General features: G+C 28.8%; 16 protein-coding genes and 1 other annotated feature. Of the genes, 4 read left to right on the forward strand and 12 right to left on the reverse strand.

Going from position 1 to position 13495, the window contains the following annotated elements; all coding sequences use genetic code 11:
• The first annotated feature begins 6 nt into the window (after window positions 1-6).
• The 3 genes from Q3223_RS15555 to Q3223_RS15565 all read left to right on the forward strand — a co-directional run bounded on the left by Q3223_RS15555 (window position 7) and on the right by Q3223_RS15565 (window position 2075).
• On the forward strand, window positions 7-396 hold the full coding sequence (locus Q3223_RS15555) for a GntR family transcriptional regulator (protein ID WP_054269944.1): 390 nt from the start codon (window positions 7-9) through the stop codon (window positions 394-396).
• On the forward strand, window positions 389-1480 hold the full coding sequence (locus Q3223_RS15560; protein ID WP_223152497.1) for a DUF5808 domain-containing protein: 1092 nt from the start codon (window positions 389-391) through the stop codon (window positions 1478-1480). The genes Q3223_RS15555 and Q3223_RS15560 overlap by 8 nt, the downstream gene beginning before the upstream one ends.
• 118 nt (window positions 1481-1598) lie before the next feature.
• A complete protein-coding gene (locus Q3223_RS15565; protein ID WP_054269942.1) occupies window positions 1599-2075 on the forward strand; it encodes an HD domain-containing protein in 477 nt (158 codons plus the stop codon).
• 125 nt (window positions 2076-2200) lie between these two features.
• On the opposite strand, the gene Q3223_RS15570 is transcribed toward Q3223_RS15565, so the two are convergent.
• The gene (locus Q3223_RS15570; RefSeq protein ID WP_054269941.1) at window positions 2201-2752 is read right to left on the reverse strand and encodes a tryptophan transporter; all 552 of its coding nucleotides are present in this window, start codon (window positions 2750-2752) and stop codon (window positions 2201-2203) included.
• Between the two features lie 167 nt (window positions 2753-2919).
• Window positions 2920-3185 (reverse strand) — a binding site (T-box leader).
• Between the two features lie 147 nt (window positions 3186-3332).
• Here Q3223_RS15570 and Q3223_RS15575 point away from each other — a divergent pair.
• Window positions 3333-3800: a pyridoxamine 5'-phosphate oxidase family protein gene (locus Q3223_RS15575; protein ID WP_407812173.1), complete on the forward strand. Its 468-nt coding sequence runs from the start codon at window positions 3333-3335 to the stop codon at window positions 3798-3800.
• A 63-nt stretch (window positions 3801-3863) separates the two neighbouring features.
• Here the strand turns inward: Q3223_RS15575 and Q3223_RS15580 are convergent, their stop codons facing one another.
• The 11 genes from Q3223_RS15580 to Q3223_RS15630 form a co-directional block, all read right to left on the reverse strand.
• Window positions 3864-4436, reverse strand: a complete 573-nt coding sequence (locus Q3223_RS15580; protein WP_054269939.1) for a flavodoxin family protein — start codon at window positions 4434-4436, stop codon at window positions 3864-3866.
• A 62-nt stretch (window positions 4437-4498) separates the two neighbouring features.
• The gene (locus Q3223_RS15585; RefSeq protein ID WP_407812174.1) at window positions 4499-5596 is read right to left on the reverse strand and encodes a Nif3-like dinuclear metal center hexameric protein; all 1098 of its coding nucleotides are present in this window, start codon (window positions 5594-5596) and stop codon (window positions 4499-4501) included.
• Between the two features lie 13 nt (window positions 5597-5609).
• Window positions 5610-6299, reverse strand: coding sequence for a class I SAM-dependent methyltransferase (locus Q3223_RS15590; protein ID WP_054269937.1), 690 nt, complete (start codon window positions 6297-6299; stop codon window positions 5610-5612).
• A 165-nt stretch (window positions 6300-6464) separates the two neighbouring features.
• Window positions 6465-7631 carry an RNA polymerase sigma factor RpoD gene (rpoD, locus tag Q3223_RS15595; protein ID WP_054269936.1) on the reverse strand — a complete coding sequence of 389 codons (1167 nt, stop codon included), beginning with the start codon at window positions 7629-7631 and terminating at the stop codon, window positions 6465-6467.
• Window positions 7632-7648: 17 nt separating this feature from the next.
• Complete coding sequence (gene dnaG / locus Q3223_RS15600) at window positions 7649-9439, reverse strand: DNA primase (RefSeq protein WP_054269935.1); 1791 nt, start codon at window positions 9437-9439, stop codon at window positions 7649-7651.
• 258 nt (window positions 9440-9697) lie between these two features.
• Entirely contained in the window at window positions 9698-10483 is a 786-nt protein-coding gene (aroF, locus tag Q3223_RS15605) for a 3-deoxy-7-phosphoheptulonate synthase (protein WP_219673528.1), read from the reverse strand.
• On the reverse strand, window positions 10464-10970 hold the full coding sequence (gene folK / locus Q3223_RS15610; protein WP_054269933.1) for a 2-amino-4-hydroxy-6-hydroxymethyldihydropteridine diphosphokinase: 507 nt from the start codon (window positions 10968-10970) through the stop codon (window positions 10464-10466). The genes aroF and folK overlap by 20 nt, the downstream gene beginning before the upstream one ends.
• Window positions 10963-11328 (reverse strand): dihydroneopterin aldolase, encoded by a 366-nt coding sequence (gene folB / locus Q3223_RS15615; protein ID WP_054269969.1) that lies wholly within the window; start codon window positions 11326-11328, stop codon window positions 10963-10965. The genes folK and folB overlap by 8 nt, the downstream gene beginning before the upstream one ends.
• A gap of 10 nt (window positions 11329-11338) precedes the next feature.
• Window positions 11339-12130, reverse strand: coding sequence for a dihydropteroate synthase (gene folP, locus Q3223_RS15620; protein WP_161803367.1), 792 nt, complete (start codon window positions 12128-12130; stop codon window positions 11339-11341).
• Between the two features lie 64 nt (window positions 12131-12194).
• Window positions 12195-12767 carry a GTP cyclohydrolase I FolE gene (gene folE, locus Q3223_RS15625; protein ID WP_407812175.1) on the reverse strand — a complete coding sequence of 191 codons (573 nt, stop codon included), beginning with the start codon at window positions 12765-12767 and terminating at the stop codon, window positions 12195-12197.
• A 25-nt stretch (window positions 12768-12792) separates the two neighbouring features.
• Window positions 12793-13494 (reverse strand): hypothetical protein, encoded by a 702-nt coding sequence (locus Q3223_RS15630; protein ID WP_407812176.1) that lies wholly within the window; start codon window positions 13492-13494, stop codon window positions 12793-12795.
• Window position 13495: the final 1 nt, after the last annotated feature.

Genomic DNA, 13495 nt, shown 5'->3' on the forward strand with positions numbered 1-13495 from the left:
TTTTTTATGGTTCTAAATCTAGATTTTAATAGTGATAAATCTATTTATGTACAAATTAAAGAAGAAATAACTAAAGCTATAGCTTCAGGAGAATTGAAAATAAACGAATCACTTCCATCTGTGAGAAGTATGGCCGAAAACATTGGTGTAAATTTACATACAGTGAATAAATCTTATAATGAGCTAAAAGAAGAGGGCTTCTTAAATATTGATAGAAGAAAAGGTGCTATTGTTGCTAAGCTACCAATGAAAATAGACAATTCCACTCGTCAAAAAAATAAGCTTGACTTAGAACTTCTAGTAGCAAAATCTTATTTATCAGGTATCAGCAAAGAAGAATTTTTATCGCTAAGTTCAACTTTATTTGACAAATATGAGGTGAAATACTATGAGTAAGATTGAATGTCTATTTACAATATTCCCAATTTTAATTTTGATGTATGCTACATTTTATTTTATGCCATATTTAGTAGGTAATAAACATATTTATGGAGTTTCTATAGACCAAGAACACAAAAACTATACTAACTTTATAATGCTAGATAAGAAATTCAAAAAACTTTTATCTTTAGGTTTTATTATAGACTTTATATTAGTTTTTATTCTAGTTCTTACATCTGATAAATTAGAATTTTCCTATTTTATTAGTATAACTGGATTTTTATTATATGAAAGTTTATTGTATATTCATACTCATAAAAAGGCTAAAAAGTTTAAATCAGAAATTTATTCTATAGAAGGTCATATAGATATGGATTCAAAATTAATAGTAGATATGGATTTCTTAAATAAAAAAGATAAAATAATAAAAAGGTTTAAAATATTATATTTAATACCAATACTACTTGCTTTTGGAATGAGTATTTTTATAGCATCTAATTATAATCAACTGCCAAACTTAATTGTTATAAATTGGAATATAAATGGGACACCTAATTCTTTTATGGAAAAATCATATTTTAATGTGTTTAAATCAATAGGCACTGCATTCTGTTTAATCGTTTTATTATATATAACTTCTATTGGTTCTATAAAGTCAAGAATTAAGATAGATTCAAATAGAATTGAAGAAAGCAGAACTGAAAACATTAAATATCTAAACAAAATTGGTTATTTATTTTTGATATTGATGATTTTAATGACAATACAATTTTTCATTGCTTTTTTATCAATAAAAACAAATTTATCAACTGCTATGACCATAGCAACATTTGTGGTTATAATTTATTTAGTGTTAACATATATTAAGTCTCCAAATTTAAAGTCTAACTCTTCTTATTCTCCAGAAGATGATGAAAAACATTGGATAGCAGGCATCATATACAATAATCCAAACGACCCATCATTAATGGTTGATAAGAGATTTGGTATTGGTTATACTGTAAATTTTGGAAATCCTATAGGAAAAATAATATATATTGCTATAGCTTTACTTTTAATTTTTTCATTGTTTAGCCTAATAAAATCTCTTTTACTTTAAATACCATAAAAGGTATCTTACTTGTATTATTGGGTATTATATTTTGTAGGATAAGAAATATTTCATATTATCATTGAAATATAGTATTTATATTTTACTAGGAATGGAGATTTGCATAATGTTGTCAAAAGCTGAAATCAAATACTTTAATGAATGTGCTTCTGAAATACTTTCTTCAGAACAAGTACAACTTATGAGAACATTTCCTCATCACGGCGATGTTTCATGTCTTGAACATAGTTTGTCAGTAGCATATTATAGTTATCTATTATGTAAAAAATTGCATCTAAATGTTGATATTCAAAGTGTTATTAGAGGAGCTTTATTACATGACTTTTTCCTTTATGACTGGCATTACAAAGGGGATAGAAAAGGATTACACGGATTTACTCATCCTAAAGAAGCACTAAAAAATGCGAATTTATTTTTTCAAATAAATGAAATGGAAACAGACATAATTTTAAAACATATGTGGCCACTTACAATTACGCCTCCTAGATACAAAGAGGCCTTAATTGTATGTTTGTTGGATAAATTTTGCTGTTTGGTTGAGACTTTAAAGATACATTCTTTACTATCTCCTTACCATGTATAGAATATTTCTTTAGCATAGTTAAAATTTAACTTTAAAGAGGTCTTAAGTATTATAACTTAATACCTCTTTATTATTTTATTCTTTAAAATACTATTTTTTTATAATATCATTGTAAGCAATAATATTTAACCTTGATAACTTACCCTTCTTATAGACATGCTTACTACCTTAAATAACAGTAAACCAGCTATCAGATTTATTAGTATTGCTGGTACTACTGCAACCATAAACAATGCTATAAATGAACCTCCAGGAAGACCTACTATTACTTGAGCAAACAATAAAAATGCAGTTCCACTCACAATAGTTCCTATTGGAAAGATTATTGTAGCTACTATTAAGTCTTGCTTTTTATTACTTAAGTTTTTCATAAATGGTAATTTATAAATTATATACATTATCATGAACATTATATTTATTGTAACAGTTTTATCAAGTATATTTGGAACTTGACCTCCTGGAAATTTAGTTGTTAATGCTGCAAATATTCCTGTCACAATTCCTGCCACTAGACAAATTTTATAATCATCTTTGTTCAATATCATTATTATAAACATCATTGCTAGAGATATATCTGGTTGCATTGGAAGTCCTATAGCAGGTGTAAGTTGATGTATTAATAATCCCATAGCTAAGAGTATAGCATTTAAAGTTAATTTTTTTGTATTTGATTTCATTGTAATAATTCCCCCTAATTTTATTAATATTTATTTTATTTCTTTGCCAATTTTCTAAATCATTTTCATTAGCTTTGAGAGTTCATAACATCTTTTTCACCACCTTTTATCTCATTTATATATTTTTATTTTGAAATTTTTGTAAAATAAAAAACTCCGTCCTAAATTAATAGGACGGAGATTATCCGCGTTGCCACCTAAATTATATAAAAAATAAACATAAACTTATTTCTTATACATCTCATTATCAGGTACTTACATACCTTATTCGCTGTAACGTGCGACTGACGATAAAGTCTACTCTCATAATAATATGATTTCAATTCATTCCTCTAAGGTCCATTCACTATATTCCTTCTTGCTAAGATTCCACCATCCTCAGCTCTCTATCTTGAAGCTAAACATAATTACTCTTCCTTGTCATAGGATTTTTAATTTGCTGTTGCTATTATAATATTCTAAATTTTTATAATTGTCAACTCTAATTTTTATTTTATTTTAAATTTGTAAAAAGCATAGCATAATCTTTGTAAATGTTTTAAAATTTAATTTAATAATCAAAATTAGAAAGGATGATAATATGTTTAGAGAAATGAGATTAAAAAAGAGAGAAATGACAAAAGAAGATACTGTAGAAGTGTTAAAGAATGGTGAATTTGGTACTTTTTCCACTATATCTGAAAATGGCTATCCTTATGGAGTAGCTGTAAACTATGTGTATCTTAATGATTCTATTTACTTCCATTGTGCAAGAAATGGTCATAAATTAGATAATATATCAAAAAACAACAAAGTTTCTTTTTTAGTAGTTGCTAATGAAAATGTTATTCCAGACAAATTTAGTACTACATATTCTAGTGCTATAGTGTTTGGAAAAGCTTCAACTGTAGAAGATGAAGAAAAGAAAAATGCTCTTGTAGAAATCATAAAAAAATATTCTAAAGGATTTTTTGAAGAGGGAATGAAATATATAGAGAAAGACATAAATTTAACAACTGTAGTTAAAATAGAAATCAACCATATTTCTGGCAAAGCTTCACGTTTATAATAACATATTAAAATACCTAAAAGTAGCTATATAGCCACTTTTAGGCACTTTTTTTTGACATTCTTATAGACTAATTCTTTTTAGATAATCTCTTATCCCCAGCTTAACATCATCATTTGGTCTTATATCAGAGTTATCACCTGCTATATGTAGTATTCCATATGCTGGATGTCCTCCTCTTACTGTACATGGAACTGATAAAAGAGTCATTCCCATATGTTGAGCAAATATATTCATTGCTTGCAAAGATAGCTCTCCTCCTCCATGTTGTGAACCTGCTGTGGCAAAACAACCAAATATTTTCCCACTCAAAGGAGCACCTACCCAAATATCAGAAAAACTATCCATAAACATCTTCATTGGTCCAGATACATTTCCATAATATGTTGGCGAACCCATAAATATAGCATCATAGTCTAGCAATTCTTTTCCAGATTTAATTATATTTACACTTTCAAACTCGTCTTTATATTCTTTAGAATTTATTAAATAATATTGAAGAAGTGTTTTTGCAACTTCGTCACTTACTTTAAACATATCTACTTCTATATCCATTTCTTCAAGCACTTCTTTATATGTTCTTGCTAATAAATATGTACTCCCACAAACACTATGAAAAATTACTGCTGCTTTCATCTTTATCCCCCTAAGTAAATTCAAATTTATTTTTTATATAGTATTTTTATAATTAAATACTACTAAATAATACTAAATGGATTCAAATATACATCACTTTTTATTACTTCAATTTCATTAAAGTCTCTCAAAAATCTCTTCATGACATCTTTGAATATATCTTCTGTATCAAAATGACCACAATCTACTATACACATTCCAATATCAAGTGCATCTTGTGCTTCATGATACTTTACATCTCCAGTTATTAATACTTCTGCACCTTGTCTCTTAGCTTTTTTTACAAACTCAGAACCAGCTCCTGTTACAACTGCTACTTTGGTTATATTTGTATTAAGTTTTCCAACTACCCTGATATGTTTCATATTTAATTTTTCTTTTATTTTATTTGAAAGGTCTTCTAATGTCATACTTTCATCAAGTCTACTAACTCTACCTAGACCAAATGTCTTCCCTTTATTTTCTAACTTGTACAAATCATATGCTACTTCTTCATAAGGATGTGCATCCAACATAGAACTTATTACCCCTCCTAAAAGCTTCTGTGGCACTACAGTTTCAATTTTAACCTCATTTACAACTTCTATATCATTTATGCTTCCAAGAAACGGCTTGGAGCCTTCTAATGGCTTAAACTGTCCTTCACCTTCTATTGAAAATACACAATCACTATAATTTCCTATATGACCTGCTCCTGAATTACTTAAAACTCTTTTCAATTCATCTGAATAATTACATGGTACATATACTGCAAGTTTATATAAAGTCTCGCTTTCAGTCACATCTAAAACCTTTGAGTTACCAAATTCCATAATCTCCATAAAATAGTCATTTAGACCATCAAATGCTATGTCAAAGTTGGTATGCATAGAATAAAGTGCTATATCATTTTTAATAAGTTTTGGTATAAGCCTACCTTTTAAATCTGCACTATTAATCTTATTAATTTTCCCAAATATAAAAGGATGATGTGTCACAATTAAATCTATGTTTTTTGAGATGGCTTCATCAATAACATTTTCATTAGCTTCCAAAGATACTAATACTTTTTTTACATCCATATCAAAATCTCCAACTATAAGACCTACATTGTCCCAATCCTCAGCTAAGTTTAGAGGATACTTTTTTTCAATTTTTCTAGTTAGACTCTTTAATAACATATATGCCTCCAATTTATTTTATTAAATTTTCAAGTTTTTTTATTGCAGTCTTACTATCTTCTCTCTTCTTGTCTATTGCTTCCCCATTCTTTCCTTCTAGGTTATTAACTATAGCACTATATGTCTTTATCTTTTTTTCTATAAATTCATTAAAAAGAGAGTCCTTATTTTCTAAAAGTTTTATTCCAGTTTCAAAATATATCTCATCTTCTATTATAGTATTTTTACCTGTGTATTTGGCAACTATTATTTCATATATCCTAAAATCTTCTCTCACCAAAACTTCTTCTGAGATTTCATAACCATTATTTAAAAGATAACGTCTGAGTTCTTCTTGTGCTTGCATAGGTTGTAGTATCAATTTTTCTACATTATGCGCCACTTGTTTTTTAGCTTCAAGAAGTTCACTTATCAAAATTCCACCCATACCAGCAATTATTATTTCTTCTATTTCTCCTACTTCAAGAACCTCTATACCAGAACCCAGTCGTAAATCAACCTTATCTAAAAGATTGTTCTGTATGACCTCTTTATGTGCATTGTCAAGAGGCCCTTTATTAACATCTGCCAATACTGCAAATGGTACTCTTCCCTCTTTTAACAAATATACTGGTATATATCCATGGTCAGTTCCTATGTCAGCTATTTTTTTACCATCTGATACCAATGATGCTATTTTTAATAATCTATCTGTTAATTTCAAATATATATCTCCTTTCAATTGCCTTCATTTATAGTCTTTATATTAAATTATAATCATTAAATTAAGGTTATTATAAAAAATAAAATTAAATCTCTACTACAAAATAGCCATGAGATATCACTTATCCCATGGCCTTTATAACAAAAACATTAATGATGTATCTTTTTAATCTAAATAATCTCTAAGTTTTTTTGATCTACTTGGATGTCTTAATTTTCTTAGTGCTTTTGCTTCTATCTGTCTTATTCTTTCCCTAGTTACATCAAACTCTTTTCCAACTTCTTCAAGAGTCCTAGCTCTACCATCTTCAAGGCCAAATCTAAGTTTTAATACTTTTTGCTCTCTATCATTTAATGAGCCAAGTACATCTTCTATTTGTTCTTTTAGTAAAGAATATGCTGCTGCCTCTGCTGGGGCTGGAGCATCATCATCTGGAATAAAGTCTCCTAAATGACTATCTTCTTCTTCTCCTATTGGTGTTTCTAAAGACACAGGGTCTTGAGCTATTTTCATTATTTCTCTTACTTTATCTTCTGTCATTTCCATTTCTTTTGCAATTTCTTCTGGTTTTGGGTCTCTTCCAAGTTCTTGAAGTAGTTGTCTTGATACTCTTATTAGCTTATTTATAGTCTCTACCATATGAACTGGTATTCTTATAGTTCTAGCTTGGTCTGCAATGGCACGTGTTATGGCTTGTCTTATCCACCATGTTGCATAAGTACTAAACTTATATCCTTTTGTATAGTCAAATTTTTCGACTGCTTTTATAAGACCTAAATTTCCCTCTTGTATTAAATCTAAGAAAAGCATACCTCTTCCTACATATCTTTTTGCTATACTTACAACCAATCTTAAGTTTGCCTCAACTAACCTTTGTTTCGCTATCTCATCACCTTCGTGCATTCTCCTAGCAAATTCAACTTCTTCATGTGGTTTAAGTAGAGGAATTTTTCCTATTTCTTTTAGGTACATTCTAACAGGGTCATCTATACTTATCCCTTTTGGTAAAGATAAATCCACAGTTTCTATTTCTATTGCAGAAGAGTCTTCATGTGAAATCGCTTCTGTATCTTCATCCAGGTTGCTAATACTTAAATCATCATCAGTAGTCGAAAAATCTATATCAGCTTTATAATTTTTTGTTTCTGTTATTTCTATTCCCAGATTTCCTAAAGTCTCATAAAGATTCTCTACTTGGTCCTTATCAAGTTCAGTCTCTGAAAAAGCTTCCATTATCTCTGCAAGTGTTAATGAACCTTGCTTTTTTCCTTTTTCTATTAATGTCTTAGCAGTAACTTTTTTTAACTCTTTTTTATTCGATTTATTTTCCACACTCAAACCTCCTTTCTCTACAAGCTCTTTAAAATTTTATTTATATCAACTATTTTTAAAGCAATTTCCATAACTCTACCATCTACCTCTTTCATATCATTATTATTTTCTAATTCTTGTTGCTCTCTCAACAAGCTGTTAATTTGTTCTTCTAATGAATTTTTTCTGATATTTGTTACTATTCCTTCTATTTCTTTTGTGTTCTCTAAGTTTATACTATTCAAAGAAATTGAATTTAATTCTTTTAAGTATTCTTCGGATATGTTTAAACTTTTCAATTTGTCAATAGTTATTTTGTCCAATTCTTGATTTTTAATCATGTAATTTAAAATTTCTTTACTTTCTTTCAATAAAAAATCACTTTCTTCTACTTTTAGTAACGCTATTTCTCTAATTTTTTTATCTTCTAACATTATTTTTATTAGAGTCTCTTCAACTAATTGTTTTCCATCTTGTCTGACTTCGACTTTTTCAATTATTTTTTCTTCTGCTTTCTTTTGATTTTTGTTGTTATATGGCTTATTATAATTTTTACCATACACTTCTCTCTTTATAGACTCGACATTAATATCTATTTGATTGCTTAAATACTTTGTATAAAAATCAATTTCAACAGGACTTGTCAATTGTTTTATAATCTTAGAAGCTTCTTTTGCGAACTTCACTCGTTCTTCATCTTTTTGAATATTAAATTCTTTTTTAAGATGATCTATTTTATATTTTATGTAGTGAGTAGAAACATCCATAGCTTTTTTATAATCATTAAGTCCATATTTTCTTACAAATTCATCTGGGTCTTTAGCATCTTTTAAATCCAATACTTTTACATTAATACCTAATTTAGTAAGTATATCCATAGCTCTTAAAGTTGCTTTTATTCCTGGTTCATCAGAATCATAAGATATAATAGCAGTGTCCGCATATCTCTTTATTAAAATGCCTTGTTGTTCAGTCAAGGCTGTTCCAAGGGTTGCTACTACATTTCTTATGCCATACTGATAAAGCGAAATTAAATCCATATATCCTTCAACTAAGACTATAGTTTTACTCTCTAAATTTTTTCTAGCAAAGTTTAATCCATATAAGTTCTGTTTTTTATTAAAAATTATTGTGTCTGGAGAATTTAAGTATTTTGGCAACGAATCATCTAATACTCTTCCCCCAAATCCTATTATATTTCCTCTATAATCGAATATAGGAAACATAACTCTATTTCTAAATTTATCATAGCAATTAGTTCCATCTCTGTTTTTTGCAATTAGACCGCACTCCAATAAATCTTGTTTTTTATATCCTTTACTGATTAAAGTATTCATAAGTGAATTCCATGAATCTAAAGAAAATCCTAAACCAAATTTCTTAATAATTTTATCATCTAGTCCTCTTATTCTTAGATATTCATACCCAAGATTTTTACTTCCCAACAAGTTTGAAAGATAAAATCTAGCAGCTTCTGTGTGAATATCTTGGAATTTTTTAGATTTTTCTATTTTAATTCTAGTCTCTTCATTCATGTTAGTGTTAATTTCTATACCACATTTATTTGCTAAAATTTTTACAGCATCCATAAAATCCAAATTTTCCATTTTCATGACGAAATTTATTACATCTCCACCTTCTCCACATCCAAAACATTTATAAATTTGTTTTGATGTGTTTATATAAAAAGATGGTGTCTTTTCACCATGAAATGGACATAATCCTTTATAATTAGCTCCAGATTGTTTTATATTCATATATTCAGATATTATACTTGCTATATCGCATCTAGCCTTTATTTCTTCAATAATGTCTTTTATATCATTCATATTATCACCTTCTGGTGTAATTTTTTGTGTTAACATTTCTATTCTACACTATATTCTAAATTTGTCAATCACTCAATATACAGAATTCGACTTTTTTTATTGATATCCTTCTTATTAATCAAAAAATTTTTATTTTTTATATTAATTATATCAATATTAAGTCTTTATTTATATCAAATGGTCTAACTATTAAATTATATATAACCTGTAAATTCGTATCAATAACCATTACGAATAAAAAAGAGGCTTTTGCCTCTTTTAATAATTCTTAATTGATTCCATTAAATCTTCAAACTCATCAAAACAAAGAGATTGGGCACCATCTGATAGAGCATTTTCTGGGTCAGGGTGCACTTCTACCATTATTCCATCAGCTCCACATGCAAGTGATGCCATTGACATAGGTTTTATCAAGTATCTAATTCCAGTAGCATGACTTGGATCTACCACAACAGGAAGACCTGTTTCTTTTTGGATAATAGGTACAGCAGCTAAATCTAATGTATTTCTAGTATAATCATTATATGTTCTTATACCTCTCTCACACATTATAATATTGCTATTTCCTTCTATTGCTATATATTCTGCAGCACCTATCCATTCAGTAATTGTCGATGCTATTCCTCTTTTTAACATAACAGGTTTGTTTTGTCTTCCTACTTCACTTAAAAGTGTAAAGTTTTGCATATTTCTTGAGCCAATTTGAATTATATCACTTATACTATACAGGTCGTCCATATCTCTTACATCCATAAGTTCTGTAATAACAGCTATGCCAACCTCTTTTTTGACTGCTTTTAATATTTCAAGACCTTCTTTTTTTAATCCTTGAAATGAGTTTGGTGATGTTCTTGGCTTATATGCTCCACCTCTTAAAATATTTGCACCATGACTTTTTACAAATTTAGCAGTCATTAAAAGTTGCTCATAACTCTCTATTGCACATGGTCCAGCTATTATAAGTTTGTCTTTTTTTACAACTATCTCTTTATTATTTGTTTTTATCTCTATTTTTGAATTACCATTAAATAGGTTTTCTTTCATAACCTACAAGCTCCTTTACTTCTTCTCTTTCTTCAGCAGATAGGAGGTTTAAATGTTCTTTTATTGATTTTTCATTTATTAGAAGTTCTTCATTTAAATCCATAAGTGGTATCAAAACGAAAGCTCTGTCTTGAATCCTTGGATGAGGTATTAATAGTTTTTCGTCAGTAGAGACTACATCATTAAAAAATAGTATATCTACATCTATAGTTCTTGGACCCCAGCGTACTATTCTCTCTCTGTGTAGTTCTCTCTCTATTTTTTGACAATATTCTAACAACTCATATGGTTCAAACTCTGTTTCTATTTCTACACACATATTTAGAAAATCTGCTTGTTCTGTATATCCCCATGGTTTTGTTTCATATAATCCTGATTCTTTTACATTATAGATAGATTCACTATTTCTTAAAAGCTCACATGCCTCTGATAAATTATTAAATCTATCCCCCATATTAGTACCTATTCCCAAATAAGCCTTATTCATCTCTTGTTCTCCTTATCTCAACACCAAAATAGTCATAAATTCCATTCACAGGAGCTTCTGGTTTTCTAACCCTAACCATGACTCCATTTATAAGCACAAATTTATTTAAGACCTCTTCTGCAATATTTTCTGCTAAAGCCTCCAAAAGATTAAATTGTTTATTTTCAGTAATATCCTTAACAACACTGTAAACCTCAGCATAGTTTACAGATTTATTTATATCATCACTAAGTCCAGCCTCTCTTGAATCAACATAAAGCTCCATGTCGATAAAAAATTTCTGACCTAGAAAATTTTCTTCTTTAAGCACACCATGATATCCATAGAATCCTAGATTACTAAGTAATATTTTATCCATTATATTATACCTACTTTCTATATATTGCATCAGTCATTCTAGCTGCCATTAAGTTTTCATAAACATCGTGTACTCTAACTATATCTACACCATCTCTTATACCTAGTACAGTAGTAGCTATTGTACCTTCCAATCTTTTTTTGGGTTCAACTGGAAGGACCTTACCTATTACCGATTTTCTAGATGTGCCAAGTAAAATAGGATAGCTTAAGTCTTTCAATTCGCCTAACCTTCTTAATACCTCTATATTCTGTTCAAAATCCTTACCAAATCCTATTCCTGGGTCAAGTACTATTTTTTCTTTTTTTACTCCACAGCTAATTGCCATTTCTATGCTTTCTTCAAAAAAGTCCCTTATTGACTCCATTATATCTTTTTCATATTTTGTCCCATCTTGATTGTGCATTATACATACTTCTGCATCATATTTACCTATTACAGAGGCCATATTTTTATCTTTTCTAAGACCCCAAACATCATTTACCATAGTAACACCTAATTTTAGTGCTTCTTCTGCAACATCTGCCTTATAAGTATCTATTGATATTGGTATATCTAATTCTTGTTTAAGTTTTTTTATTACAGGGATTACTCTTCTTAGTTCTTCATCTGAGTCTACATAACTATGACCTGGACGTGTAGATTCTCCTCCTAAGTCTATTATATCAGCGCCTTGGTCAACCATATCTTTTGCGTGTTTTATTGCTATGTCTAAGTTATTAAAATCTCCTCCATCTGAAAAACTATCTGGAGTTACATTTAATATTCCCATTATATAAGTTCTTTTACCATAATCAAACACAATTACTGACACTCCCTTAAATTAAATTTTATATCTCAACAAATGATTATATCTACAACAACTACTATTTCATAGTAATAAGACTCATCGCCTCAGCTCTAGATGCAATATCCTTTTCAAATATACCTCTTACTGCTGATGTAACAGTTTTTGAACCTGGCTTTTTCACACCCCTCATTGTCATACACATATGCTCTGCTTCCACTACAACTAAAACACCATAAGGCTGTAATTCTTCCATTATTATATCTGCAGCATTTTTAGTAATTCTTTCTTGTAATTGTGGTCTTTTTGCCAATGTATCTATTACTCTAGCAAGTTTAGAAAGACCTGTAAGTCTTCCTCCTTTTGGTAAATAAGCAATATGAGCTTTTCCAAAAAAAGGAACTAAGTGATGTTCACAACATGAATAAAATGGAATATCTTTTACCAAGACTAATTCTTCATGTTTCTCATCTGCAAAAAGAACTTTTAAATGGTCTCTTGGTTCTTCAGTAAGACCTGAAAATATCTCTTCATACATTCTAGCAACTCTATTTGGAGTCTCAATTAGACCTTCTCTATCTGGGTCTTCTCCAATTGCCTCCAATATTTCCTTTACTGCATGTTGTATCTTTTCTTTATCAACTTTATTCATTTAAACTCCCCCCATTGATTTGTGACTAGAAGATTAGTTTTATAATCTCTTTTGTCTCAATTTCTTTAAAAATATAATTATACACATCTAAAAGTTTTTGATAGTCATAACTTTCACTTACCTTTGATACTAGTTCAAAAAGCTCATTATTTTCTTTTTCCAAAACTTTTAGCAATTTTTTATCTTTTGGTACCCAATTATCATTTATATTAAAGTACCCAATTATTATATCTTTTAAATATAAATTCGTCAAAAAATGATATTCAAAAGCATCAAATTTTTCTTTATTTTTTAAATTTGATATTTTTCCCCCAATATCTTGTTTTAAAAAAGACTTTTCTTCCAGTGACATTTTTTTAGGCCCTTTTAGGTAAATATCCCTACTTATATCCTTTATATTCTTTGATATCTGCTCTTTATCAAATAGAACTTTAGCATCCTTCATCTCTTTAATAAAGAAATACTCTCTATCTGATAATAATTTTTTTACACCATCTCTTGAAAAATAGTTTATGTCAAATTCTATTCCCTCTTTTTCAAACAGTACTCGCTCTTGTTTTTCCCCTTTTTTTACAAAAACGAATATATCAATATCATTTATTTCTACATCGTGAAGAGTAAAATCTAAGTCTTTACTAGAACCAACCAAAAATACTGCTAAAGTATTTGGATTTTCTATTATCATTGTTATCTCTTCACTATATACCTTATAAACACAACTTATCATT

Source organism: Clostridioides sp. GD02367 (assembly GCF_045900275.1).
Taxonomy (GTDB): Bacteria; Bacillota; Clostridia; order Peptostreptococcales; family Peptostreptococcaceae; genus Clostridioides; species Clostridioides difficile_A.

Bases quoted from the DNA above. Each gene is read 5' to 3' on its own strand.
- Q3223_RS15555 (WP_054269944.1), top strand. From the start codon at position 7: ATGGTTCTAAATCTAGATTTTAATAGTGATAAATCTATTTATGTACAA.
- Q3223_RS15575 (WP_407812173.1), top strand. From the start codon at position 3,333: ATGTTTAGAGAAATGAGATTAAAAAAGAGAGAAATGACAAAAGAAGAT.
- Q3223_RS15585 (WP_407812174.1), bottom strand. From the start codon at position 5,596: ATGTTATTAAAGAGTCTAACTAGAAAAATTGAAAAAAAGTATCCTCTA.
- folE (WP_407812175.1), bottom strand. From the start codon at position 12,767: ATGAATAAAGTTGATAAAGAAAAGATACAACATGCAGTAAAGGAAATA.
- dnaG (WP_054269935.1), bottom strand. From the start codon at position 9,439: ATGAATGATATAAAAGACATTATTGAAGAAATAAAGGCTAGATGCGAT.
- folK (WP_054269933.1), bottom strand. From the start codon at position 10,970: ATGAATAAGGCTTATTTGGGAATAGGTACTAATATGGGGGATAGATTT.
- aroF (WP_219673528.1), bottom strand. From the start codon at position 10,483: ATGAAAGAAAACCTATTTAATGGTAATTCAAAAATAGAGATAAAAACA.
- Q3223_RS15580 (WP_054269939.1), bottom strand. From the start codon at position 4,436: ATGAAAGCAGCAGTAATTTTTCATAGTGTTTGTGGGAGTACATATTTA.
- Q3223_RS15560 (WP_223152497.1), top strand. From the start codon at position 389: ATGAGTAAGATTGAATGTCTATTTACAATATTCCCAATTTTAATTTTG.
- Q3223_RS15565 (WP_054269942.1), top strand. From the start codon at position 1,599: ATGTTGTCAAAAGCTGAAATCAAATACTTTAATGAATGTGCTTCTGAA.
- Q3223_RS15630 (WP_407812176.1), bottom strand. From the start codon at position 13,494: ATGATAAGTTGTGTTTATAAGGTATATAGTGAAGAGATAACAATGATA.
- folB (WP_054269969.1), bottom strand. From the start codon at position 11,328: ATGGATAAAATATTACTTAGTAATCTAGGATTCTATGGATATCATGGT.
- Q3223_RS15570 (WP_054269941.1), bottom strand. From the start codon at position 2,752: ATGAAATCAAATACAAAAAAATTAACTTTAAATGCTATACTCTTAGCT.